29 protein-coding genes and 1 pseudogene are annotated in these 16,838 nt (G+C 63.1%); 10 read left to right on the top strand and 20 right to left on the bottom strand.

Annotated features, from left to right (window positions below; genetic code table 11):
* Positions 1 to 84: 84 nt before the first annotated feature.
* The gene (locus tag D3876_RS01155) at positions 85 to 267 is read right to left on the bottom strand and encodes a Flp family type IVb pilin (RefSeq protein ID WP_119759305.1); all 183 of its coding nucleotides are present in this window, start codon (positions 265 to 267) and stop codon (positions 85 to 87) included.
* Positions 268 to 348: 81 nt separating this feature from the next.
* Between D3876_RS01155 and D3876_RS01150 the strand changes: the two genes are divergently transcribed.
* Positions 349 to 747: a (deoxy)nucleoside triphosphate pyrophosphohydrolase gene (locus tag D3876_RS01150; protein ID WP_119759304.1), complete on the top strand. Its 399-nt coding sequence runs from the start codon at positions 349 to 351 to the stop codon at positions 745 to 747.
* Between the two features lie 4 nt (positions 748 to 751).
* On the opposite strand, the gene D3876_RS01145 is transcribed toward D3876_RS01150, so the two are convergent.
* A complete protein-coding gene (locus D3876_RS01145; RefSeq protein WP_119759303.1) occupies positions 752 to 1,654 on the bottom strand; it encodes a class I SAM-dependent methyltransferase in 903 nt (300 codons plus the stop codon).
* Here D3876_RS01145 and D3876_RS01140 point away from each other — a divergent pair.
* From D3876_RS01140 to D3876_RS01125, 4 genes are read left to right on the top strand one after another with little or no spacing between them, the layout of a single operon-like run.
* Positions 1,653 to 2,384: a ComF family protein gene (locus D3876_RS01140; RefSeq protein ID WP_119759302.1), complete on the top strand. Its 732-nt coding sequence runs from the start codon at positions 1,653 to 1,655 to the stop codon at positions 2,382 to 2,384. The two genes, D3876_RS01145 and D3876_RS01140, sit on opposite strands and share 2 nt — an antisense overlap.
* 49 nt (positions 2,385 to 2,433) lie before the next feature.
* Positions 2,434 to 2,691: a glutaredoxin 3 gene (gene grxC / locus D3876_RS01135; RefSeq protein WP_119759301.1), complete on the top strand. Its 258-nt coding sequence runs from the start codon at positions 2,434 to 2,436 to the stop codon at positions 2,689 to 2,691.
* 13 nt (positions 2,692 to 2,704) lie between these two features.
* The gene (locus tag D3876_RS01130) at positions 2,705 to 3,535 is read left to right on the top strand and encodes a carbon-nitrogen hydrolase family protein (protein ID WP_119759300.1); all 831 of its coding nucleotides are present in this window, start codon (positions 2,705 to 2,707) and stop codon (positions 3,533 to 3,535) included.
* Positions 3,532 to 3,984: a DUF1178 family protein gene (locus D3876_RS01125; RefSeq protein ID WP_119759299.1), complete on the top strand. Its 453-nt coding sequence runs from the start codon at positions 3,532 to 3,534 to the stop codon at positions 3,982 to 3,984. The genes D3876_RS01130 and D3876_RS01125 overlap by 4 nt, the downstream gene beginning before the upstream one ends.
* A gap of 117 nt (positions 3,985 to 4,101) precedes the next feature.
* On the opposite strand, the gene D3876_RS01120 is transcribed toward D3876_RS01125, so the two are convergent.
* The 16 genes from D3876_RS01120 to D3876_RS01045 all read right to left on the bottom strand — a co-directional run bounded on the left by D3876_RS01120 (position 4,102) and on the right by D3876_RS01045 (position 13,956).
* The gene (locus D3876_RS01120; RefSeq protein ID WP_182911827.1) at positions 4,102 to 5,031 is read right to left on the bottom strand and encodes a tyrosine-type recombinase/integrase; all 930 of its coding nucleotides are present in this window, start codon (positions 5,029 to 5,031) and stop codon (positions 4,102 to 4,104) included.
* 59 nt (positions 5,032 to 5,090) lie between these two features.
* On the bottom strand, positions 5,091 to 5,384 hold the full coding sequence (locus D3876_RS21175; protein WP_119759297.1) for a helix-turn-helix domain-containing protein: 294 nt from the start codon (positions 5,382 to 5,384) through the stop codon (positions 5,091 to 5,093).
* Positions 5,381 to 5,737, bottom strand: coding sequence for a hypothetical protein (locus D3876_RS01110; RefSeq protein ID WP_119759296.1), 357 nt, complete (start codon positions 5,735 to 5,737; stop codon positions 5,381 to 5,383). Before D3876_RS01110 ends, D3876_RS21175 begins: the two co-directional genes overlap by 4 nt.
* Positions 5,734 to 6,417 carry a DNA methyltransferase gene (locus D3876_RS01105; protein ID WP_119759295.1) on the bottom strand — a complete coding sequence of 228 codons (684 nt, stop codon included), beginning with the start codon at positions 6,415 to 6,417 and terminating at the stop codon, positions 5,734 to 5,736. Before D3876_RS01105 ends, D3876_RS01110 begins: the two co-directional genes overlap by 4 nt.
* A complete protein-coding gene (locus D3876_RS01100) occupies positions 6,414 to 7,055 on the bottom strand; it encodes a hypothetical protein (RefSeq protein ID WP_147417555.1) in 642 nt (213 codons plus the stop codon). Before D3876_RS01100 ends, D3876_RS01105 begins: the two co-directional genes overlap by 4 nt.
* Positions 7,052 to 7,531: a hypothetical protein gene (locus D3876_RS01095; RefSeq protein WP_119759293.1), complete on the bottom strand. Its 480-nt coding sequence runs from the start codon at positions 7,529 to 7,531 to the stop codon at positions 7,052 to 7,054. The genes D3876_RS01100 and D3876_RS01095 overlap by 4 nt, the downstream gene beginning before the upstream one ends.
* Positions 7,528 to 7,839: a glyoxalase superfamily protein gene (locus D3876_RS01090; RefSeq protein WP_119759292.1), complete on the bottom strand. Its 312-nt coding sequence runs from the start codon at positions 7,837 to 7,839 to the stop codon at positions 7,528 to 7,530. Before D3876_RS01090 ends, D3876_RS01095 begins: the two co-directional genes overlap by 4 nt.
* A gap of 127 nt (positions 7,840 to 7,966) precedes the next feature.
* Positions 7,967 to 8,215, bottom strand: a complete 249-nt coding sequence (locus tag D3876_RS01085; protein ID WP_119759291.1) for a hypothetical protein — start codon at positions 8,213 to 8,215, stop codon at positions 7,967 to 7,969.
* Positions 8,212 to 8,655, bottom strand: coding sequence for a hypothetical protein (locus tag D3876_RS01080; RefSeq protein WP_147417554.1), 444 nt, complete (start codon positions 8,653 to 8,655; stop codon positions 8,212 to 8,214). Before D3876_RS01080 ends, D3876_RS01085 begins: the two co-directional genes overlap by 4 nt.
* The gene (locus tag D3876_RS20685; RefSeq protein WP_420801927.1) at positions 8,655 to 9,029 is read right to left on the bottom strand and encodes a DUF2312 domain-containing protein; all 375 of its coding nucleotides are present in this window, start codon (positions 9,027 to 9,029) and stop codon (positions 8,655 to 8,657) included. Before D3876_RS20685 ends, D3876_RS01080 begins: the two co-directional genes overlap by 1 nt.
* Positions 9,026 to 9,214, bottom strand: a complete 189-nt coding sequence (locus D3876_RS01070; protein ID WP_119759289.1) for a hypothetical protein — start codon at positions 9,212 to 9,214, stop codon at positions 9,026 to 9,028. Before D3876_RS01070 ends, D3876_RS20685 begins: the two co-directional genes overlap by 4 nt.
* A 17-nt stretch (positions 9,215 to 9,231) precedes the next feature.
* Positions 9,232 to 11,919, bottom strand: a complete 2,688-nt coding sequence (locus D3876_RS01065; protein ID WP_119759288.1) for a toprim domain-containing protein — start codon at positions 11,917 to 11,919, stop codon at positions 9,232 to 9,234.
* 97 nt (positions 11,920 to 12,016) lie between these two features.
* Entirely contained in the window at positions 12,017 to 12,361 is a 345-nt protein-coding gene (locus D3876_RS01060; protein WP_220475402.1) for an Ogr/Delta-like zinc finger protein, read from the bottom strand.
* A complete protein-coding gene (locus D3876_RS01055; protein WP_119759286.1) occupies positions 12,358 to 12,840 on the bottom strand; it encodes a hypothetical protein in 483 nt (160 codons plus the stop codon). The genes D3876_RS01060 and D3876_RS01055 overlap by 4 nt, the downstream gene beginning before the upstream one ends.
* Entirely contained in the window at positions 12,837 to 13,598 is a 762-nt protein-coding gene (locus D3876_RS01050) for a DNA translocase FtsK (protein WP_220475401.1), read from the bottom strand. Before D3876_RS01050 ends, D3876_RS01055 begins: the two co-directional genes overlap by 4 nt.
* Positions 13,599 to 13,668: 70 nt before the next feature.
* The gene (locus D3876_RS01045) at positions 13,669 to 13,956 is read right to left on the bottom strand and encodes a helix-turn-helix domain-containing protein (protein WP_119759284.1); all 288 of its coding nucleotides are present in this window, start codon (positions 13,954 to 13,956) and stop codon (positions 13,669 to 13,671) included.
* An 82-nt stretch (positions 13,957 to 14,038) separates the two neighbouring features.
* Between D3876_RS01045 and D3876_RS01040 the strand changes: the two genes are divergently transcribed.
* Positions 14,039 to 14,410, top strand: a complete 372-nt coding sequence (locus D3876_RS01040) for a helix-turn-helix domain-containing protein (RefSeq protein ID WP_119759283.1) — start codon at positions 14,039 to 14,041, stop codon at positions 14,408 to 14,410.
* A 404-nt stretch (positions 14,411 to 14,814) separates the two neighbouring features.
* Here D3876_RS01040 and D3876_RS21300 read toward each other — a convergent pair whose 3' ends face one another.
* Positions 14,815 to 15,129 (bottom strand): DNA translocase FtsK, encoded by a 315-nt coding sequence (locus tag D3876_RS21300; protein ID WP_476661960.1) that lies wholly within the window; start codon positions 15,127 to 15,129, stop codon positions 14,815 to 14,817.
* Between D3876_RS21300 and D3876_RS20675 the strand changes: the two genes are divergently transcribed.
* The gene (locus D3876_RS20675; protein WP_238475179.1) at positions 15,115 to 15,294 is read left to right on the top strand and encodes a hypothetical protein; all 180 of its coding nucleotides are present in this window, start codon (positions 15,115 to 15,117) and stop codon (positions 15,292 to 15,294) included. The genes D3876_RS21300 and D3876_RS20675 overlap by 15 nt on opposite strands.
* On the opposite strand, the gene D3876_RS21165 is transcribed toward D3876_RS20675, so the two are convergent.
* Positions 15,239 to 15,442 (bottom strand): helix-turn-helix domain-containing protein, encoded by a 204-nt coding sequence (locus D3876_RS21165; RefSeq protein WP_119759281.1) that lies wholly within the window; start codon positions 15,440 to 15,442, stop codon positions 15,239 to 15,241. The two genes, D3876_RS20675 and D3876_RS21165, sit on opposite strands and share 56 nt — an antisense overlap.
* Here D3876_RS21165 and D3876_RS20670 point away from each other — a divergent pair.
* The 3 genes and pseudogenes from D3876_RS20670 to D3876_RS01020 form a co-directional block, all read left to right on the top strand.
* A pseudogene (locus tag D3876_RS20670) lies at positions 15,434 to 15,643 on the top strand (transposase); the annotation flags it as partial. The gene D3876_RS21165 and the pseudogene D3876_RS20670 overlap by 9 nt on opposite strands.
* Positions 15,613 to 16,245 carry an IS5 family transposase gene (locus D3876_RS01025; protein ID WP_338014295.1) on the top strand — a complete coding sequence of 211 codons (633 nt, stop codon included), beginning with the start codon at positions 15,613 to 15,615 and terminating at the stop codon, positions 16,243 to 16,245. The pseudogene D3876_RS20670 and the gene D3876_RS01025, both read left to right, overlap by 31 nt.
* A gap of 82 nt (positions 16,246 to 16,327) precedes the next feature.
* Complete coding sequence (locus D3876_RS01020) at positions 16,328 to 16,828, top strand: helix-turn-helix domain-containing protein (RefSeq protein ID WP_147417553.1); 501 nt, start codon at positions 16,328 to 16,330, stop codon at positions 16,826 to 16,828.
* Positions 16,829 to 16,838 lie beyond the last annotated feature (10 nt).

Raw genomic sequence — 16,838 nt, 5'->3', positions numbered from 1 at the left:
ATCGACACTGCTGGTTTACGGAATGAAACTTGCCAAAGCGTAAACGGAGCAAGTAATATTGCGGCACCGAAATGCGGCGCGCAGCTACATCACCGATGCGGCGGTATTGGAGACGAAATTCCAGATCTCGTTGGTCCGTGATGCCACACCATTGAGCGCGCCGATCATCGCAATCACGATCAACGACACGATAAGACCATATTCGACCGCCGTGGCCGCCCCGCTATCCGCGGTTAGACTGGCGAATTTCTCCAGAATTCGCTTCATCTCGATATTCCTGTTCCCTGGAATATCGGGTTATGCGGCTTTAGCCGTTAACAAATTGCTAGTTTCTCGAAGGGGCCCCGCATGGATTTTCTGTTTGTAACCGCAGCGGCGCTTGTCGATCGTGATGGCAGGGTGCTGGTGCAGCAACGCAGTCGCCATCGCAGCATGGCCGGGCTGTGGGAATTTCCCGGGGGCAAGGTCGAACCCGATGAAACCCCCGAACATGCGCTGATTCGAGAGTTGCGCGAGGAACTGGGGATCGAAACCGAGGCAGCGTGCCTTGCCCCGGCGGGCTTTGCGAGCGAAGCGCTGGGCGACCGGCACCTGATCCTTTTGCTCTATGTCTGTCGCAAGTGGAAGGGGATCCCTGCCGCGCTCGACTCCGACGGGATAAAATGGGTCAGACCGGTCGAACTTCATGCGCTCGACATGCCGCCTGCGGACAAACCGCTGATCGGCTTGCTCGAAGCGCTGGTTTGAACGCTCACCCGCCGGGCTTGAGGATCGCAGCGAGCGACGTGGTGGCGCTGCCGCGCCGCGCGGCCTTGGGCTGGTCGGGCGACGGGCTCCAGCCGGTCAGGCAGACAATCTCGAAATGCTCGGAGATTTTGCCGTCGGCATCTGCGCCCTTCGCGAAAGCCTGCGTAGCCGCTGCAAGCCACCGCCGCGTGATCGGTGAGCGTTCGCCCCGCAACAAATTGGTCGCCGCCATCCCCCTCAGATCGGTGAAAAGTCTGAACACGTCGCGATAGCGCACGGTCAGTCGCGCCGTATCGGCAACAGGAAGCGCAAATCCTGCGCGCGAGAGAAGATCTCCCGCCGCGCGTACGTCTATCTGCGGATGGGTGCGCGCGTGGACAGCGTCGCCCACGTCCATGTCGGCCGCGAGCATAGCCGCCTTGAGCGCCGGCAGACTGCCACTACCTACAAGCGCACCGAGATAGAGCCCGTCAGGCATAAGCGCGCGGCGTGCGAGCGTCAGCGCGCCGGGGACGTCGTTGACGCTTTCAAGCCCGCCCGCCTGCACGATGAGGTCGAAGCTGGAGTCTGCGAAGGGCAGGCGATCCTCGTCGCATTGCACACCGCCAAGCGCGTCCGCGAACGCGCGACCGGGGTCGGCAGAGACTACCTCGATGCCGCGCGCTCTTAGCGCCTTGCCCAGCGCGCCGTCACAGGCCCCCAGATCGAGCGCGCGGGTGAAGCTGCGCTTGACGCTGTCGAGTCGGTCAAGAATCTCCTCGATCATGTGCGCCCGCAAAAAATCATGCGCGGCAAAGTGGGAGGCGGCTCGGTCGCGGCGCAGACGACGCAGCGCACGGTCGAAGATTTCGGGCGGTTGCACGAGGCGGCTTGTGCATTGCCGCGACGCGTTGGACAAGAGCGCCATGAGGGTGGGGCTGCTCCTTTGGCGATCGGTGGCCGATTTTGCGCTTCCACCGCGCTGCCCAGGCTGCGGAGTCGTGGTTGAGGGCGATCTTCGCTTCTGCCTCGATTGCTGGGGCGGGTTGGAATTTCTGACGGGCAGCGGTTGCGCGGGTTGCGGAGCACCCGTCGCGGATGCGTGGCAGGAAGGCCTGCTTTGTGGTCGCTGTCTGGCGGAGCCGCCTGCGCATGACGGGGTGCGCGCTGCCGTTGCCTATGGCGAAACCGCACGGCGTATCGTCCTGAAACTCAAATACGGATCGCGGCCGGCGATGGCGGAAATGATTGCGAGCCTGTTGCAGCGACATCTGGAGTCCGAGGGCCACGATCTGCTGATTCCGGTACCGCTCCATCGCTGGCGGCTCTGGTGGCGCGGCTATAATCAGTCGGCGCTGATCGCGCGCGCTCTGGCGCGGAGAACGGGCGTGCGCTTGTCGACGGACACGCTGTTACGCAAGCGAGCGACGCCGGTGCTGCGGGGGCTCGGCGCCCGCGCGCGCGCCAAGGCGGTGCGCGGAGCCTTTGCGGTTCCGTCGCGCGAACGCGGTTGCCTGGCGGGTAAGACCATATGGCTGGTAGATGACGTCCATACGAGCGGCGCGACTGCCAACGCCTGTGCCGCTGTGCTCAAGCGCGCGGGCGCGGCGCGCGTGATCGTGCTGTGCTGGGCGCGCGTGCTCAATGAGGAATATTGACTTTGCCGCGCGTCGAACTCACCTCGGGGAAGAAGGAAAGCATCGACGAATGGCGAAGATCGAGATCTATACAAAATTGCTCTGCGGCTATTGCACGCGCGCGAAGGCGCTGCTGGCATCGAAGGGCGCGGAGTTCGAGGAATATGACATCAGCATGGGCGGCCCCCAGCGCGCGGAAATGATCCAGCGCGCCCACGGACGCACGACCGTGCCGCAGATTTTCATTGACGGCCGCCATGTCGGCGGCTCCGACGATCTAGCCGCGCTTGAGGCCGCCGGCAAGCTCGATCCGCTGCTTCAAGGCTGAACGGAGAGCCCTGATGCGCGTCGCAGTTCTGCAGATGACCAGCGGGGTCGACCCCGTACGCAACGCCGCGACAATCGTCGCGGCGATCAGGGACGCGCGCGCGGGCGGCGCAGATATGCTGTTCACCCCCGAAATGTCGGGATTGCTCGACCGCGACCGCGAGCGCGCCGCCGCCAACCTCAGCGATACCGATTCGGACGTGGTGCTTGCCGCCGTCCGCGCGGCTGCGGCCGCGACGGGGCTGTGGGTGCATATCGGATCGCTGGCGCTGAAGGGCGAGCGCGACGACGGGCGACTTGTCAATCGCGGGCTCGTTATCGACGGCAGCGGGGCCGTGCGTACGCATTACGACAAGATGCATCTGTTCGATGTCGATCTGCCGACCGGCGAAAGCTGGCGTGAATCGGCCGCCTATGCTCCCGGTGAGCGTGCAGTCGTTGTGGAAACGCCCTGGGCCGCGATAGGCTTATCCGTGTGCTACGACTTGCGCTTTTCAGAGCTCTATCGCCGGCTTTCGGATGCCGGCGCGAAAATCCTGACGGTGCCGGCTGCCTTCACCGTGCCGACGGGACGCGCCCACTGGCATACCCTCTTGCGCGCGCGCGCGATCGAATCGGCATGCTTCGTCATCGCCGCGGCGCAATCGGGCCTGCATCAGGACGGGCGCGAGACCTATGGCCATTCGCTCGTCATCGACCCGTGGGGCGAGATACTGCTCGATATGGGGGAAGGCGCGGGGCTCGGCTTTGCCGATATCGACTTTACGCGACTCGACGATGTGCGTGCGCGTATCCCCGTGCTGGCGCACCGACGGCCGATCCCTTCGCCCGAAACGTTCGGATGATCGTCTTTGACCTGCATTGCGCATCCTCGGGCCATGTTTTCGAGGCATGGTTCGGCTCAAGCGCGGATTATGAAGCACAGCGCGCGCGCAAGCTGATCGCCTGTCCGATGTGTGGGGACGTGGATGTCAGCAAGGCGATCATGGCGCCCAATGTCGCGCCCAAGGGCAATCGGGGCGGCGGCGAAACTGTGCAACTGGCTGCACCTGCGCCTGACCAGATGAAGATGGCGCTTGAAGCGCTTGCCCGCGCGCAACAGTCGGCACTTCAGAATTCGGAGTGGGTGGGCACGGATTTCACCGACCAGGCGCGCGCGATGCACTTGGGCGAAACCGAGCAACGGACGATCCACGGCCAGGCCACCGTCGAACAGGCCCGCGCGCTGGTCGACGAAGGTGTCGAGGTCGCCGCGCTGCCGTTTCCCGTTGTTCCGCCCCAAGCACGCAATTGACCCGGCGTGGCTGTCGCCCTAACCAGCTTGGCGGAGCGCCCGTAGCTCAGCAGGATAGAGCATCAGATTCCTAATCTGTTCTTGAAATCCGCTCTCAGCCGCAGAATTCTGCGACTTTCAGGCCCGCTTTTTCCGCGATTGTGACCGTGATTGTGACGCGAGCAGATCTGCAACCCGGTCAAAGGCAGTTGTCGTCGTCTCGGGTTGGATGTGGGCGTAGCGCTGCGTAACCGCCACGCTGCTGTGATCTAGGGCCTCACATATGTCGGCGAGATCCGCGCCATTTTGCCGAGCCCAGCTCGCGAAGGTGTGGCGCAAATCGTGAAACCGGAAATCGCGCAGGTCGGCCGATTTGACGGCGCCCTGCCATCGCCGCTTGTAATTCGTCGCGTCGAATACTGGCCCTTTGCGCAGGTTGGGCGGCGTCCGCGCCAGAGCTGCCCGCAGCACGGGCGCGATCGACACGCTGTGCGGCTTGTCGCCCTTCACGCGTGGCAACGTGATCGTGCAGCTCGACAGGTCGACCTGATGCCATTGCATGCCGAGGATATTTGCGCGGCGAAGCCCAGTCGTGACGGCGCATAATATGATCGTCCGCATCGCTGGATGCGCACCGCTCATGAGCTGCTCGAATTCAGTGGCTGCTGCAAAGCGGACACGAAACGGCGCTTCCTTGGACTTTAGCCGCGTCCAGGCGATCGTCGGCATCGGCTTTCCGTGCACGTCGCGAGCCCAATTCATTGCGGCTTGAATATGGGCGAAATCGCGGTTCACCGTCTGCGGTGCAACCGGCCTGATAAAGCCGGTCTTGGTGATCATGCGATGACGCCACGCCTTCGGCCGATCCCGCACCAATTCCTCGGTGGCCTCGATCGTGCCGCCGCGGCGAGCCGCGCGATAGTCGAGCAGCTTAGCGTTCGTCACGTCTGAAATAGGCAGGCTCGGGCCTAGAAATTGTGAGAGCATTTCGAAGTGAAAGAAAATGTCGCTGGCGCTTGAAAGGTGCTGTGCATGTTCAGTCCAGAACGTGCCGAGTACCTCTCGCAATCGCCATGCCTGATCGGCGGTTGGGCGACCGCGCTCAAGCTGATATTTTTCCGCTTCGGCTAAGAGCGCCGCGCGCTCCTTCGTCTCGCCCGTACTTCCTCGAAATCGCTTACCGTCGATCGAGAATGTGTACCACCAATAGGGGGAGCCTTCTCGCTGGTAGATTGGCATGTGCGTGCATTCTCAATGTATCGGGTTAGATCGTCGAAACTGTAGCGGACCGCGCTGCGGATCAAGACATAGTGGATCTTTCCGTCCTGCCGTTCCTTGCGCAGCGTTCGAGGCGAGATCTTCAACCACCTTGCTGCCTCAACTTCGGTGAACAGCGAATTCGCGCTTTGTGCCCAGCTCATCCCTGCCACCCTCGCGCGCGGGCATAGTCGAGCAGCTCGGCCGAGGTGTCGAAGCGCTTGCGGCCGACGACATAGCCGGTGCCGCTGGCGCTATCGATCTGGCCCTGATTGAAGACGACGAAGCCGCGGCGGCGCAGGAAGGCGGCCGCCTGCTCGATCGGATCGGTGGCGCGTCTGTGCTGATCTGCGATCGCTGCCATGATCAGGCGGGCGGTTTTGGCGCGCTGGTTGGTGGATGCGCTGCGCGCGGTGCGCTCGGTGAGGCCACGGCGGGCGATGGCGTAGCGCAGGGCTTCGGGGTCATACCCCGCGGGCATCGGCAGGACGTCGCCCACCTTGATCATGTTCCTCATGCTGCTTGTCTTTCAAAGGCTTCGCGGATGCGGCTGACAGCCGTTTCGAAGTGCTCGGCGTTGTGCTCGATCCCGGTGAAGATGCGGCCTGCCTTGATGGCGGCGACGCCCGTGCTGCCGGTTCCCATGAAGGGATCGCAGATCGTGGCGCCTGCGACGTTGGTCAGGATCTTGTCCATCACGCGATCGGGTTTGACCGTGCCATGGTTGAACCGCTTGGAGGGCGCGACGGGCGCCTCGACGAATCGGCGCTTGTCCGCATATTCGCCGCGGGGATGGTGCCCCTTTGTCCAGGCGTGAAAATAGAATTCGGTGTCGTAAAGGTAGTGCTTGTTGCAGACGGGCATGGGGTTGGACTTGCGCCATCCCGCCATCACGAAGCGCTGAAAACTGCCTTTCAGATGCGCCGATACCTCGGGGATCTGATCATTGTGGCAGAACACCACCACCGAGCCGCAGAGCAGCGGATTGATGATGCGGATATCGAACCCCTTATGCATGTCCTGCTCGATCACGAGCCGGGTTGCCTGCCGCTTCTTGCGCATATTGCCCGCGCCGACCGCCTTGTATTTGAAAGGCGGGTCGAGCACGTCGGCATCCTGCCAGCCCAGCGCGGCGCGGATCTGGTAAGCGTCGCCGAGAAAGAGGCGGTGCGGGCCGATCTGAACGGTTGCGATCATGCCGCGATCCTCGCCAGATATCCTTCAAGGTCTGATTGGCGGCGGGCCAGATCGAGCGGCGCCACCGTGACCGCAAAGCGGCTCGCGCTGGATCCGTCGAAGCTGTCCACTCCTGCGGCTTCGCAAAGCCGGATGCGCTTAGCGGTATTGACGCGGCCGACATGGCAAATAGCGCCACGGCGACGGGCGAGATTCGCCCATTGTCCCATTGTGGCAATTTTCCATGCGGTATCACCGCCGATGAAGATACCGACCCGCGGGCCGATAAGCCGCCGCAGATGAGCGGGCTCCATGCCGTTTTGGACCGCAATCAGGAACGTCCGATCGCGAAGGGCTTTGCGACGCCGCAAGCGCCGCAGCCATGCCTTCGAGAATTCTAGGCTCGCGAGTCCGCCCATCACGATATCGGGCAGGACGATGAAGTCAGCCTCGGCCCCGAGCTGGCGCACCGCGCGTTCGAACGCTTCGACGTCGAACGGTTCCGACCGCTGGAATGACGTCCATGCGCCGTTGTCGAGGGCATAGGGAAAGCCTTCGGTGCGAAGGACGCCACGGGCGGAAACCATGAGCCGCCACCCCGCTTGACGAAGTGCAGCTAAATTCCGCCGCGTGCCCGTGCGTGCTGCGTAAGCGATCACGCCCGAGGCCCTTCGAACAGATCCGCGACGACAGCAGGCGCGCTCGGGGAAAGCAGCTCTTCGATAAAATCGTGGAGCGTGGTGATATCGTCGAACCATGCGACGTCGTCGCAGATCCTCCCATTGGCGCATGCTTTCTGGATCGCGATCAGGCCGTTGCGGTAGCGCGTGATCTCAGCCGCGGGCGAGGCCGGTTCGGGGGCGTGGAGGAACAGGTTGCGGAACTTGCCCGGACCCTTCGCGTTCCTGATCGCTTCCCGGATGCCTTCGACTGCGGCTTCGGACGACGGGTCGTACCCGATCCAAACGGCCTTGGGCGGCTGTTCGGCGGCGACGATTTTGTCTGCCACGCTCAGCGCAAGGGTGCGCTGGCGCGCCGTCGCCTGTGCGAGCGGTGCCGAGTAGATCCCGGCAGTGATGTGACCGGCGATCGCTTCGACGCGCGGATCGGGGGCGGCTTCGGGTTCGGTGCTCATTCTGCCGCCTCCTTCACGGGGATGCTGATCGCGGCATCGAGCGCACGGATCGCATCGGCGAAAGGCAGGTCGATCGACGAAGCAAGGGCGATGAGACGATCGGCGGCGCGCAGGATTGTCCAAGGCTTTGCCGCGCCAGCGTCGCCGCGCATATGGGCGTAGCTGTTGAAGCCGAAGCCCGCCGCGACGGCTTCGAGGCAGCGACCGTGGTTGATCAAGAATCCGAGCGCTTCCAAGTTCGCCCGCAGGCGCTTGGCGATCGTTTTCGTTTGCCCGATATTCCGGGTGCGTGGCGGTTCGATGCTCATGTCAGCGGCTCCGGTTGCCCGTCAGGTGGGCGATGAAGATGAAGGTGGCGGCGACGATCGCGGCGAGGGCGACGATGGTCTTGACGGCGATGTGATCGCGCTTGGTGTTGCGGTTCATCGTGGGGGCTCAGAACGGAATTTCGTTGTCGAAATTCATCGCCTCGCGGGCGACGACGACAACGTCAGCAGCGGTCAGCACAGTCATACCGGCGATCGCTTCTTGCTCCGTTTTGTACGGGCGGAACCAATCCGAGATCTTCCCGCGTTGGTTCGGCAGCTCGACGGTGAAGAGCAGTCCGGGCTTGCCCTTGTGATGATCGAGCTGGACCGCGACGTTGCAGCCCTCGATATCGGGAAAATGACGGCCGTCAGTCATGCGGCGTTCCTTTCGTTGGTGTGGAAATTGTCGTTGGTTGCGCGGCGGCGCCGGGCTTCGATCGTGACGGCGACGCAAAATTCGATGCCGAAGGCCCGCGGCTCGGCATGCCAGCGCATCGCCTCCAGAAAGGCGCGGCGGCGGCGTTCGCGGGGCGTCAGGCCGCCAGAATTCGCGAGGCGGTCATAGCGCTGCAGCTCGCGGTCGATCGCGCCCAACTTGTCATCGGCAGTGACGTCGGGTGCCTTCGGACGAACATGCGTCGTGTAATAGGTCCAGTCGGCAGCGATCGCCGCCCATGCGGCACCGTCCTTGGTCGCGAGCGAGGCCGCTTCGCCGCCCTTCGCCTTTTCGGCCGCGAACGCGCGGCGACGATCGCGCAACTCGAGCCGGGCGATGATGGCGATGGCGCGCCACCGATCGGCATGAACCGGGCGCATCATTCGATCCCCAGCGAGGCTTTGTAAGTTTCGAGCAGCGCCTCGGCTTCCATCCGGTTGTTCGGATCGAGCTGCCGCAGCTTGAGAATCGTGCCGATCGTCTTGGTGTCGTAGCCGTTGGCTTTCGCCTCATTGAGCACGTCCTTGCGATCGTCCTGCATTCCCCGGATTTCTTCATCCATCCGCTCAAGTCGCTCGATGAACAGGCGCAGTTGCTGAGCGGCGGATTCCGGGTTCGCCTTGATCGGATCGGGGACATGGCGCTTTTTCTTGCCACGGCTGTTCGCCGGGGCCGGAGGCGGTGCCGGACGCAGCACGTGCCGGATGCCGCCCATCCCATCTGACACCGTGGCCATGCGCAGGGGGGCGTTCATACCAGCGCCACCGCGACGATCACGAGCGCGATTGCGCCGAGCATTTCGCCAGCTTCGGCCAGTGCCTTGCGGCGCGCGCGGCGGCTGCTCTGGATGCGGGCGGTATGAACGCCTGGGCGGGCGCCGCGAATGTTGCCGTCGCGGAGGCGCGAGGCGTGCGCGAATTCATCTAGGCCGGTCTGCATGACGGTCCCTTTCGGTTTCAGCGGTGGGTGGGCGCAGGCTCGAAACACCAGCAAAAGACGGACTTGCCGGTGCGCGAATTGATGGGTTTCGAGCCCGCGAACTTGCGTTCTTTCGACGTTTTCAGCAGCTTCTTGAGATCGTTCATGCGCGGCAGCGACAGGCGGTTGTCGCCGCATTTCTGCTCGAACTGGACTAGGTTGATGGCGATCATCTTGTCGGGATCGCGGCTGTGGTTGATCGGGTTGTCGCTGTCGGCCGCGATCTGGCTGTTGAGCCAGTCGAAGCGCTCCCAGAACAGGATGACGTCGGGGTGATCCTTGTTGATGGTCCGCTGCCGCTCGACCAGCATGTCATCCATGAAATCCTGCACGGCTGCGGCGTCGCGATCGTTGATGTTGGTGACGATCAGCCGCATCGCATCGAACATCGCGGCGAGCTGGGCGTGGTTCTTGACCAGACGGCCATTGCGCACGTCCTTGAGCCCGGCCATGCGCTGCTCGTGCTGCGCGAAGGCGGCGCGATATGCCTTCATCACGTCGGCCTCGCGGCGTAGGGCGTGGATGATGAAGCCCGAAACGTCATCAGTCGCGGTGGCTTCGAGCTTCTCGGCCGCCGCCTTGGTCTGGGGGCTCCATCCCGCCTTGTCGAAATGGATGGCCATGATGCGTTCGTGCATCGCGGCCGAGGCTTCGACGGGCGCGTTCTGGGCAATGACTATCGAGGCGCGGAAGGGCGGTTCGAAAGTTTCCATGCCGCCGTTGGCGACACCGCGTGCACGAACCGAGCGGCCGTTATAGGCGGTTTTCAGCTCGTCCCATTCAAAGCGGCGGCTATGCGGCACCTCTTGCGTGCGATCGCCTTCGAGCAGGACGACGGGGAGGTTGGCGACCTTGCCGAGATTGCGCGCGATCGCCGCGGCCGTCGCCTTTGCCGGGTCGAACCCTTCGTACGCATCGCGGCCGAGCAGGCGCCAGAGGAACTCCAGCAGCGTGGTTTTGCCGGTGCCGGGATCGCCGGTCATTTCCAGAAAGGCGAGGCTCTTCTGCTCGCGCCGGATCTGCTCGGCGAAAAGCGAGCCGAAGAAGAAGGCGAGGGCGACCAGCCCCTTGGGGCCGTATGCGGTTATGACCCAGCCCGCCCAGCGCAGATCGAGCTTTTCGGCGTCATAGTTGATCGCAAGGACGCGCTCGGCGCTGCGCAGTTTCAGCGCCGTCTTGCCGAAATCGAAATAATCCTCGGCGTTGGGCTGATAGACGCGGCCGTCCTTCACCCCGATATCGCCGAGCACATAGGCGCCGTGGTCGATGCTGTAGCCAGTGAACTGGATTGCCTCGACGGTTTTGATCCCGACAAGCTGGCGTTGCATGATGCGATCGAGCTGGCCCGTGCTGCCCGTCCAGATCGCGCCGGGGGCGATCGATATCAGGCGCTTCTTGAACTCGGCGCCCGCGGCGATCGACGCACCAGTGAAGGTCGACTTGATGCTCTTTTGCTTGCCGGGGAAATCGACGCGGAAATAATATGCGCTGTCGTCGATCGCTTCGTCATGCTGCCAGTAGAGGGCGTGGAAGGTGCAATTGGCGATTTCATGGATCTCGCACGCGTCGCGCGCCGCCATGTCCCATTTCGCCTCGTAGGTCAGTTCCTTGAGCGCCTTGTCCTCGCCCATTTCCATGACGCGCTCTTCGATCCGCGCGAGGCTGTATTCTGCCCAGAGCTGCTTGGATCGGAAGGTGAAGGGAAAGGTGGCATAGCGATCGCGGCTGTAGAGCAGGAACGCCTTTTCCGGCGCCGTCGCGGCGATCGTGACGTCGCCGTTCCAGAGGTATTCCTCGATCTTTTCGGGCGTCAGCTCCTTGCGAATGAACAGGTCGTTCCAGTCGCGCTTATGACCCTCGCCATCGGGGCGCACCTGAGCAGCGCCGCATTCCCAGCCATCGCCCCGCGCGCGCTCGACAAAGTCGCGGGTGAACTCGACGCCTGCGCGGCCGACGTCATAGGCGAAGATCAGCTTGGGGCGCCGGGCGCCTGGACCGCGGGCGGCGATGATCGCGTGGATCTGCTTGAGAAACTCCGCGGGATAGTTGTTCGACGACATGGTGGACGCGGCCGCGAGCCCTGCGCCCTGATTGAGTCCGATCGTGTCGAAGATGCCTTCGGCAAACCAGATCTGCGCGGCGTCTGCATATTGCTCAAGCGACAGGTGCGGCAGCGTCCAGACGTGCCCGGCATAGGTGCCCTCATAGGAGAAGCGGGCCTTCATCTTGCCGAAGCGCTGGGGCTGATCGATCAGGCGTTCCCACCAGACGCCGCAGGCGAGCTGGAAGCGCACGGTGGCGCTGCCCATGCCCGTCTTAGAATCCTTGTAATATTCCTCGGTGTAGTGGCCGCGCAGCTTTTGCAGGTCGAAGCCGCGGCCGTGCGCGAGATAGGCGTCGGCGGCGGCATGCGGCGCGCGCTCGCTGCGCGGGTAGCGTTTCGACCAATCCTCGAAAATGTCGGGATAGCGCGTCTTGATCTCGATTTCGGTTCCGCAGCGATCGAGGCGGCCGCAGCGGAGCACCCAAGGCGCCTCGGCACGCGCATACATTTCGCGCTTCTTGCAGTCGGGGCAGCGACCCTTGCGCAGATAGGTGCCCTTGGGCTCGAAGCTGAAATCGCGCTTCAACCGGGGCAGGACTTCGTTGAGCAAATCGGCGTGCATCGGGATCTTTCAGGCAAGGCGGGGCCGATCCCGGCAGCGGTGCAGCCGGGTGGCATTTCAGATTGGAAGGGGTCGGATGCGGCGGGCGCCGCGCGGCTTAGCCCGCTTCGATCCTCACGGTGTCATTGGCCGCGGGCGGAAGCTGGACCGGTTCGTTATTGTCGTTGGCGGGCGTTCCCTTGGCGCGGGGCGGCGCGATCGGGAGCTTGACCTCGGGGTTGGGCAGAGCCGAGGGGCGCAGCGTGCGGATGGCTTCCATGCCGACCACAAACACATGGCCGCAGGCGATGTTCTGGCAGATATACGTCGCCTCGCGATATGTCGGGCTCAGGCGCGTGCTGGTGCGGCCGTGCGACCGCCCATCGCAGTGTGGACAATGCATCATCGGGGCGCGCTGGCGCGAAACGCGCGCCGGTTGTTCGCTAAAGCTACTCTCACTCATTTCGACCCTCCCGGTTGTGAACCCCTGCCAGCGGCCAAGCGGCTGAGCTGGCGCATCGAATTTTTGAAGGCGTTGACCGCCTCTTCCCCCTCGGCCTCGGCACGCGCGATCTGAGCGGGCGTAGCGCCCGGCATAGCCGCCGCGATCAATGCCGCCACGAACTGGCCTCCTTCGAGCGAGGCGAGCGCCGCTGATTGCGCCAGCGCGTTCCGATCAGCGGATGCGTCGGCAAAGACGCGATCGAAAATCTGCGCATAGGTGTCGAGGATGGGCGAACCTTCGCCGCCTGCCTCGGCATAGGCCGTGTCGAGAGCAACCGCCTGCGCGAGCGTGGGCGTGGTGTCGGTGTCGGGATCGGCCCATTGATAGACGGTACGCTCGCTGCGATCGGCGACCTTTGCGGCGACGTCGTAGCCGATGCGACCGGCAATACGCGCGATCGCCTGGGCGAAGCTGACGGGAGGGCGGGCCTTGGTCATGCGCCGCGATCCGTGCTGGTCAGCGGCTGCAGATCATCAGCCTTGCCGGGCCGGTCTATCCAGAAATCATCGGTGAATCCGTAGGAAGAAGGCGTGGTCGGCCATTCCTCGGATACCGTCACGTTGATGCCCGGCTTGCCGCGTTGATGGTTGAGGCCGACAACCCAGAGACGAGCCCCGCTCCATTCCGGCCAACGCTCAAGGAAATCTGCGGTCAGCTCGACTTCCTCGCCAATTCGCGGTTGCCAATCGAGCTGCGGCCGTGGGCTGCTCGATCGCGCCCACATCGCGGCGCGATGCACGATTGGATGAAAGGGCAATTGCTTCGGATCTTCGCTGATCGGCGCATATGCCCAGAAGCGACCAGTCCAGTAGGCCAAGGCAGTTTGGCCCTTTCCGCCGCGCACTTGCGCAACGTAATTGCGCTGATCGCCGATCGGCATCTGGTGCATTGGTCGCCATTCGCGCTCTGGCACCGCCACCCCAGAGCCGCAGCCGCATAGGATCGTGGCACGGGCCTCGATATCGCTTGCGTCGTGGACCTCGCCGCACGTGCAGGAAAGCCGATCTCCGATCCAACGCCGAGCACCCGCGCTGTTCGGGCTCGAAACAAGCCCCTCTGCCTCCATGCGTTCGACGTAGCGAGCCGCCTCATTGTAGCCGATCCGCAAATGCCGTTGCACGAAGCTGCAGGATGGCTTCCGGTGATCCTCGACCACCGCCAGTGCTTCGGTGTAGCGATCGCCGCCGAGCTGCAAAATCCCGCTCCGATCGCAAGCGACGACCGGAGCGGGCTTCCCTATGGTGCGCCCGAAGGGAAGGGGGAGATCAGTCATTATCGCCACCACGAAGTTCGGCCCGCGCGACAGCGTCACTGTCCTTGATGCCAAGGGCAACCGCTATCCGGTGCGACAGGCCACGCTTGCAGCGGCGCTGCCCGCGGAGGATCGTGTAAACTAGGGCTTCTGGGAAATTGTGCTGATTAGCCCAATTGCGCACGGAAATGCCTGCGCGATCAAGGCGGTCTTTAGCCGCAGCCAGACGCGCCGGGTCGATGCCGGAGCACGGTTGATCAGAATTCTGAACATCGCCACTCGGGCCAGACTCGATTTTCATGCTCAATGCGCCATAATCTGCATAATTATGCACAACGTATGTCCAGAATTCTAAACTGCGTCAAGGGGGAGCGTACAGAATTATGAACATCGCAACCGAGATCGGAGCGCGGCTTCGACAGGAACGCGAAAAACGCGGCATCAGCCAAGCGGATTTCGGCAAGATTGGTGGCGTCAGCAGGGGGTCTCAAATTGCTTATGAAAATGACCAGACGTCGCCGACCGTCACTTACCTCGCGGCGCTCGATGCGGGCGGCATAGACGTTTGGTTTGTCCTGACGGGGCAGAGCGCTGCGCCCGCGAATCTAAGTGAAGAGGTGGTCGCCATGCTCAGGCAATATGACAGCCTGGACGAAATCGATCGCGCGGCCGTGCGGCGCATCGTTGAGGCGCTGCAGCTTCGCGGATCGCCGCACGAGAATGTCGCCGAGGAATCGGTTCGCCGCTCGGGTTAATGGGATGCCGACGCTTGGGGGTGCCAATAATTCTGTCTATTGAAGCAATACCTTAACTCGGGGGATTCGATGACGATGGGATTGACGCTGGCGTTGCTGGCGATGGTAGGGTTTTGCTTCGGGGTTGTGTTTCTGGTGCGGCCGATCCCAGCGGTCTCCCGCAAGCGGGCCGGATACGTGCTGCTCGGATCGTTCGTCGTCTTCGTAGCCGGGGCCATCATCGACGGACCTAGCGCGACGACGAAGGGCAACGCGGCAGCGCCAAAGGGCGATCTCGGCGTTGAAACCAAGGCGCTTTGGACCAAGTTTCTGGGCAGCGTGAAAGCGTGCGATGCGCGCTCGACCGCGCTGGCCAAAACGTCAGAGGGAAATCCCGATATCGTGACGCTTTACGGTCTCGCCGATCAGGCCGCCACCGCATGCTCAGGCGCCGCCTTTGACGTCGGCCAGTTGGAGGTTCCGCCATCGGCATCCGGCGACGCGCGCAAGGCGTTCGCGGATAGGATCGTGGCACGGGCCTCGATATCGCTTGCGTCGTGGACCTCGCCGCACGTGCAGGAAAGCCGATCTCCGATCCAACGCCGAGCACCCGCGATGTTCGGGCTCGAAACAAGCCCCTCTGCCTCCATGCGTTCGACGTAGCGAGCCGCCTCATTGTAGCCGATCCGCAAATGCCGCTGCACGAAGCTGCAGGATGGCTTCCGGTGATCCTCGACCACCGCCAGTGCTTCGGTGTAGCGATCGTCGCCGAGCTGCAAAATCCCGCTCCGATCGCAAGCGACGACCGGAGCGGGCTTCCCTATGGTGCGCCCGAAGGGAAGGGGGAGATCAGTCATTATCGCCACCACGAAGTTCGGCCCGCGCGACAGCGTCACTGTCCTTGATGCCAAGGGCAACCGCTATCCGGTGCGACAGGCCACGCTTGCAGCGGCGCTGCCCGCGGAGGATCGTGTAAACTAGGGCTTCTGGGAAATTGTGCTGATTAGGCGGCGTGGACGAATTGGTTGACGTGGACGGTGTGGGTTGATTCAAGGCTGCCTTTTGGAGGCAGGTTTGAGCCGGGGCGATCTGAGCGAAGCAGAATGGCGCGTTCTGAAGGGTCTGCTGCCGATCGAGCCAGAGAACCGAGGGCGCGGCCGCAGGCCTGAGCAGAATCTCTCGATAGTCAACGGCATACTCTGGCGGCTGCGCTGTGGGACTGCTTGGCGCGATGTCCCGCCAAAATACGGCAATTGGAACACGATCTACCGGCGGTTCCGTCGTTGGAGCGAGGCCGGGGTCTGGGAGGCCGTGTCGGTGACGCTTGCCGAGATCATGGCCGACACCGGACACTACAGCATCGACAGCACCACCCTTCGCGCCCATGTCTCGGCAGCGGGCGGAAAAGGGGGACTTGTCGACGCGCTCTTGGCCGCTCGCGGGGCGGGTTCACCAGTAAGCTTCACTGTCTGGCTGATGCCCGAGGACGCCCCGTCGCCTTCCACCTGACTGGTGGTGAAGCCGCCGACTGCACGGCCTATGACACGCTGATCCGCCTGCCGGACCGCGCTCCGGCGGCTCTGCTGGCCGACAAAGGCTACGACACCAACGCCATTCGCGCCGATCTCGCGAGCCGCAGCATACAGGCTGTCATCCCGGCGCGCTCCAATCGCCGAGAAAGGATCGAGCACGATCGGCAGCTCTACAGGCAGCGAAACGGCATTGAGCGAATGTTCGGCAAGCTGAAAATCAATCGTGCCGTCGCCACCCGCTACGATCAAACGCCCTCAAGTTTCCTCGGCATGGTCCATCTCGCTGCCATCCGGCTTTGGATCAAATTCGTCCACGCCGCCTAGCCCAATCGCGCACGGAAATGCCTGCGCGATCAAGGCGGTCTTTAGCCGCAGCCAGACGCGCCGGGTCGATGCCGGAGCACGGTTGATCAGAATTCTGAACATCGCCACTCGGGCCAGACTCGATTTTCATGCTCAATGCGCCATAATCTGCATAATTATGCACAATGAATGTGCGAAAAACTTCGCACCGTCAAGTATGATGGGAAAAAATATGCATCTTGCGGGTGGGGCAGGGTCAAGAATTCGCACAGAGCGGGAGCGTCTGGGCCTGACACAGGAGGAATTTGGCAAGCTGGCGGACGTCAGCAGGCGAACGCAGGCGGCCTATGAGGCGGACCAGAATTCGCCGACGATCGTCTATCTCGAAGCGATCAGCCGATCAGGCGCCGACGTCTGGTATGTTCTGACGGGTAACCACGCGCCGCAGGCGGTCGATATGGAAGCCGAGGATATTCGCGCTCTCGATATTTGGCGAAATATTGCACCCGATGAGCGGAACGCAGCGCTAAAAATGCTCATGGGGTTGCGGGATATTCGCCTGGACAACGGTTTCTACGCCGCACCTCGCGCATCGGCTAGGTAATCATCCGATT

It is taken from the genome of Sphingomonas cavernae, assembly GCF_003590775.1.
GTDB classification, from domain to species: Bacteria; Pseudomonadota; Alphaproteobacteria; order Sphingomonadales; family Sphingomonadaceae; genus Sphingobium_A; species Sphingobium_A cavernae.
The sequence above is the reverse complement of the archived record's forward strand: the minus strand, read 5'-3'. Positions and strand labels throughout refer to the sequence as shown.

Excerpts from the sequence above, each read along its gene's own strand:
- D3876_RS01155 (WP_119759305.1), bottom strand. The coding sequence starts at position 267 with ATGAAGCGAATTCTGGAGAAATTCGCCAGTCTAACCGCGGATAGCGGG.
- D3876_RS01150 (WP_119759304.1), top strand. The coding sequence starts at position 349 with ATGGATTTTCTGTTTGTAACCGCAGCGGCGCTTGTCGATCGTGATGGC.
- D3876_RS01140 (WP_119759302.1), top strand. The coding sequence starts at position 1,653 with ATGAGGGTGGGGCTGCTCCTTTGGCGATCGGTGGCCGATTTTGCGCTT.
- D3876_RS01145 (WP_119759303.1), bottom strand. The coding sequence starts at position 1,654 with ATGGCGCTCTTGTCCAACGCGTCGCGGCAATGCACAAGCCGCCTCGTG.
- grxC (WP_119759301.1), top strand. The coding sequence starts at position 2,434 with ATGGCGAAGATCGAGATCTATACAAAATTGCTCTGCGGCTATTGCACG.
- D3876_RS01130 (WP_119759300.1), top strand. The coding sequence starts at position 2,705 with ATGCGCGTCGCAGTTCTGCAGATGACCAGCGGGGTCGACCCCGTACGC.
- D3876_RS01125 (WP_119759299.1), top strand. The coding sequence starts at position 3,532 with ATGATCGTCTTTGACCTGCATTGCGCATCCTCGGGCCATGTTTTCGAG.
- D3876_RS21175 (WP_119759297.1), bottom strand. The coding sequence starts at position 5,384 with ATGAGCTGGGCACAAAGCGCGAATTCGCTGTTCACCGAAGTTGAGGCA.
- D3876_RS01110 (WP_119759296.1), bottom strand. The coding sequence starts at position 5,737 with ATGAGGAACATGATCAAGGTGGGCGACGTCCTGCCGATGCCCGCGGGG.
- D3876_RS01105 (WP_119759295.1), bottom strand. The coding sequence starts at position 6,417 with ATGATCGCAACCGTTCAGATCGGCCCGCACCGCCTCTTTCTCGGCGAC.
- D3876_RS01095 (WP_119759293.1), bottom strand. The coding sequence starts at position 7,531 with ATGAGCACCGAACCCGAAGCCGCCCCCGATCCGCGCGTCGAAGCGATC.
- D3876_RS01090 (WP_119759292.1), bottom strand. The coding sequence starts at position 7,839 with ATGAGCATCGAACCGCCACGCACCCGGAATATCGGGCAAACGAAAACG.
- D3876_RS01085 (WP_119759291.1), bottom strand. The coding sequence starts at position 8,215 with ATGACTGACGGCCGTCATTTTCCCGATATCGAGGGCTGCAACGTCGCG.
- D3876_RS01080 (WP_147417554.1), bottom strand. The coding sequence starts at position 8,655 with ATGCGCCCGGTTCATGCCGATCGGTGGCGCGCCATCGCCATCATCGCC.
- D3876_RS20685 (WP_420801927.1), bottom strand. The coding sequence starts at position 9,029 with ATGAACGCCCCCCTGCGCATGGCCACGGTGTCAGATGGGATGGGCGGC.
- D3876_RS01070 (WP_119759289.1), bottom strand. The coding sequence starts at position 9,214 with ATGCAGACCGGCCTAGATGAATTCGCGCACGCCTCGCGCCTCCGCGAC.
- D3876_RS01065 (WP_119759288.1), bottom strand. The coding sequence starts at position 11,919 with ATGCACGCCGATTTGCTCAACGAAGTCCTGCCCCGGTTGAAGCGCGAT.
- D3876_RS01060 (WP_220475402.1), bottom strand. The coding sequence starts at position 12,361 with ATGAGTGAGAGTAGCTTTAGCGAACAACCGGCGCGCGTTTCGCGCCAG.
- D3876_RS01055 (WP_119759286.1), bottom strand. The coding sequence starts at position 12,840 with ATGACCAAGGCCCGCCCTCCCGTCAGCTTCGCCCAGGCGATCGCGCGT.
- D3876_RS01045 (WP_119759284.1), bottom strand. The coding sequence starts at position 13,956 with ATGAAAATCGAGTCTGGCCCGAGTGGCGATGTTCAGAATTCTGATCAA.
- D3876_RS01040 (WP_119759283.1), top strand. The coding sequence starts at position 14,039 with ATGAACATCGCAACCGAGATCGGAGCGCGGCTTCGACAGGAACGCGAA.